We start from the raw sequence: 3362 nt of genomic DNA, 5'->3' as shown, positions 1-3362 counted from the left end.
GACCTGATCGCGGCCGGCCGGTCCAACACCCAGATCGCCGCCGAGCTGTACCTGTCGGGCAAGACCGTCCGGAACAACGTCTCGACCATCCTGGCCAAGCTGCAGGCCGGCGACCGGGCCAACATGATCATCCGCGCCCGGGACGCCGGCTTCGGTCAGTCCGGCTGACCCCGGCCCGCGGTCGCCGTCACCGAGCCCGGCGACCTCCCGCGGCCCCCGGCGTGGTGCGACCTTCCGCGGCCCCCGGCGTGGTGCGACCTCCCGCGGCCCCCGGCGCGGTGCGCCTCCCGCGGCCCCGGCGCGGTGCGCTGATCAAAGGCCCACCGGACCGGACATTTCACCCGCCGAGCCGGGCCTTTGATCAGCGCGGGGAGCGTCAGCCACCTGCCGGCCACCCGGGCCGGTCGCCGTCACAGGTCGCGGCGGCGGAACGACAGCGCGGCCAGGCCGAGCACGACGAGCACCCAGACCAGCACCCAGAGCAGGTAGGCCGGGGCCAGCGGCGCCGGGCTCAGGAATGGGAAGCCGGCCATCTCCTTGCCGAACCGGGCCAGCACCCCCGGCTCCTGGAACGCGTGCATGGCCCCGCGCCAGAGCCCGTCGGTGGGCAGCAGGATCTGCGAGACGGTGCCGACCCGGGCCACCGCGTCGTTCCCCAGCGCCGCGCCCACCCCGCCGACCACCCCGGCGATCCAGGCCGCACCGAACAGCCCGACCGCGACGATGCCCGAGGCCATCGGCGAGACCAAAGTGGACAGCAACAGGCCCAGCGTGAGCAGCACGCTGGTCTGGGCGGCCAGCAGCGCCAGTCCGAGGACCGGTTCCGGCGGCCAGTAGCCGACGGTCAGTTGCACGATGACGAACTGCGCCAGCCCGGCCACCACGACGAACCCGGCGCCGAACCCGACCAGCCCCGACCACTTGCCCAGCAGTACCGCGAACCGGGGCACCGGCCGGGCCAGCATCGAGAGCGCCATCCCGGACTCGATCTCGCCGCCCAGGGTCGGCCCGGCCAGGAAGGCCGTGCCCAGGGCGGCGATCATGCTCAGCCCGAACATCACCAGGTTCAGCAGCTGAGACGCCACCAGGCGGGCCTCCCCGCTGGTCAGCTCACCGAACTCGGCCTGGAAGCCGCCGAGCTTGGCGAAGCCCCAGGCGCTCAGGGCCAGCAGCACCAGGGTCAGCACGGCCAGCGCGCGCAGCACCTTCCGGCGGGCCGCCTCGCGCAAGGTCAGGGCGCCGATGGTCAGCACCACCCGCCCGGTCGCCGCGGCGGCCGCCGCCCGGCCGGAACCGGTCAGGGAACCCGTCGCGATCGTGTCGGTCATCGCCATGTCCCCTCGGTCGCGCCCGGCCCGGTACTCGATTCCATTCCCGGTCCACCGGCTGATCCGGTGGCGGTCCCGGCGCCCGGTCCGCGCCCGGGTGCCCGGAGGATCCCGAGCAACCGCTCCTCCAGGCTGATCCGGCCCGGCTCCACCGCATGCACGCGCACGCCCAGCCGCACCAGATCGTCGACCAGATCGGGGACCGAGTCGGGCCGGTCGTCGCTCAGCCGGACCGTGTACGTGTCGGCGTCCCGGTCCGTCTCGCCCGCCTGCGCCAGCCGGGCCAGCGCGGCCGGGCCGACCCCGGTCAGATGCATCCGCAGCTCCCGCTGACCGAGCAGATCGGTCAGCGAACCCGCGGCCGCGACCCGGCCGCGGTCGAGGATGACGACCCGATCGCAGACCCGCTCGACCTCGCCGATCAGGTGCGAGTTGAGCACCACCGCGACGCCCCGCTGCTTGAGCAGCAGGACCAGGTCCCGGACGTCCGCCCGGCCCAGCGGGTCGAGCGCGCTGGTCGGTTCGTCCAGGATCACCAGCTCCGGGTCGGCGACCAGGGCGACCGCCAGACCCAGCCGCTGCTGCCTGCCCTTGGAGAAGCCGCCGACCCGGTCGTCGGCCCGGTCGGCCAGCCCGACGATCGCCAGGCTCTCCCGGCGCCGCGCCTGCGGGATGGCCGCGCCGGCCAGCCGCACGTGCAGCGTGAGCACCTCGTCCGGGGTCAGCCAGGGCTGGTAGCGGAACAGCTCCGGCAGGTATCCGACCCGGGCCCGGGCCCGGGGGTCCGACCCCGGCCGGCCGAGCAGCAGCACCTCCCCCGCCGTCGGCCGGACCAGGCCGAGCAGCATCTTGATCACGCTCGTCTTGCCGGCCCCGTTCGGCCCGAGCAGGCCGACCACCTCACCCCGCCCGACGGTGAACGACACGCCGTCCACCGCGGTCCGCCGTCCGTACCGTTTCCGCAGGTCCGAGCACCACACGGCGGGCGAGGCGGGGAGTTCCGCGAGCAGCCGGGCGGCTCGCTCGAGCCCGTCCGCCGGCCCGCTCGGGGTGGCGGTGGCCGGGCCCCCGGTCGCGCCCGCCGGGGCGCCCGGGGCGGTCACCGCAGATCCTCGGCCACGGCGAGCACCTCGTCCGCGCCGAGCGAGCCGCCGACCGCGGTGACGATGCCGTCCTGCACCCAGACCACCGCGGTCACCGCACCGTCCCTGGAGGTCAGCAGCTGGGCCGGTACCCCGTCGACCTCGGCCGGCGCCGCCTCGACCAGGTCGGCCGGCAGCGGCAGCGGCAGCGTCGTGCCGCCGGCGTCGAAGGCGCGGAGCTGGGCGACCAGATCGGCCGGCAGGCCCGGCAGCGAGAGCACGTAGTCGCGGGCGGTGCCGAAGTCCACGCCGGACGAGTCGGCGGTGGGTGCGACGGCCCGGCCGACGGCGAGCGCGGGCAACCCGCTGTCGGCGGTCCAGACCTGCAGGACCCCGGGTCCCGCGGTCAGCCGGAACCGGCTGCCGTCCAGCCCGGGCGGGGGCGCCGGCAGGGTCGCCGGGGCCACCGTCTGCGCGGCCCTGGCCGCCGAGAAGGTGAATTCCAGGCCGGCCCGGCCCCCGGCCAGGATCTGCGGCTCCCCGTTCACCCCGGCCGGCAGGTCGGCGACTTCCGGGACCGTCAGGCCGGTGGCCGCGGCCGCCGCGGCGGCGTCGGCCACCGGATGCACGTCGGGGTCGGTGACGGCGCCGACGTCGCCGAAGGCGGTGAGGTCGGGCAACGCGACCATGTCGTCGGCGGTGATCGTCACCGGGGCGATCTGCTCGGTGCGGAAGATCGGCAGCCAGTCGGCCGCCGCGGCGATGCCGGCACCGGTCATCAGCAGCACGACCCCGGCGACCGCCACCACCGGCGTGCGCAACCGGGCACCCCATCGCGGCCGGGTCGGGGCCGGACCGTGGGCGGTCCGGGCCGGTGCGGCGGAGCGGGCCGGTGCGGCGGCGCGGGCCGGTGCCGGCGCCCCGGTCCGGGCCAGTCCGGCGGTGAGCCGGT

The 3362-nt window shown here is 76.2% G+C and carries 4 protein-coding genes; 1 reads left to right on the top strand and 3 read right to left on the bottom strand.

What is annotated here, in order from left to right; translation table 11 throughout:
- Positions 1–3 precede the first annotated feature (3 nt).
- Complete coding sequence (locus tag ACOJUF_RS17680; protein WP_420123135.1) at positions 4–168, top strand: response regulator transcription factor; 165 nt, start codon at positions 4–6, stop codon at positions 166–168.
- A 242-nt stretch (positions 169–410) separates the two neighbouring features.
- Here ACOJUF_RS17680 and ACOJUF_RS17675 read toward each other — a convergent pair whose 3' ends face one another.
- The 3 genes from ACOJUF_RS17675 to ACOJUF_RS17665 form a co-directional block, all read right to left on the bottom strand.
- Entirely contained in the window at positions 411–1328 is a 918-nt protein-coding gene (locus tag ACOJUF_RS17675) for an ABC transporter permease (protein WP_420123134.1), read from the bottom strand.
- Positions 1325–2431 (bottom strand): ABC transporter ATP-binding protein, encoded by a 1107-nt coding sequence (locus tag ACOJUF_RS17670; protein ID WP_420123133.1) that lies wholly within the window; start codon positions 2429–2431, stop codon positions 1325–1327. The genes ACOJUF_RS17675 and ACOJUF_RS17670 overlap by 4 nt, the downstream gene beginning before the upstream one ends.
- The coding region (locus ACOJUF_RS17665; protein WP_420123132.1) for a hypothetical protein at positions 2428–3362 on the bottom strand (935 nt) is incomplete at its 5' end. The genes ACOJUF_RS17670 and ACOJUF_RS17665, both read right to left, overlap by 4 nt.

Source organism: Nakamurella sp. (assembly GCF_048594475.1).
Lineage (GTDB): Bacteria > Actinomycetota > Actinomycetes > Mycobacteriales > Nakamurellaceae > Nakamurella.
This window is presented reverse-complemented; position numbering and strand designations above follow the sequence as displayed.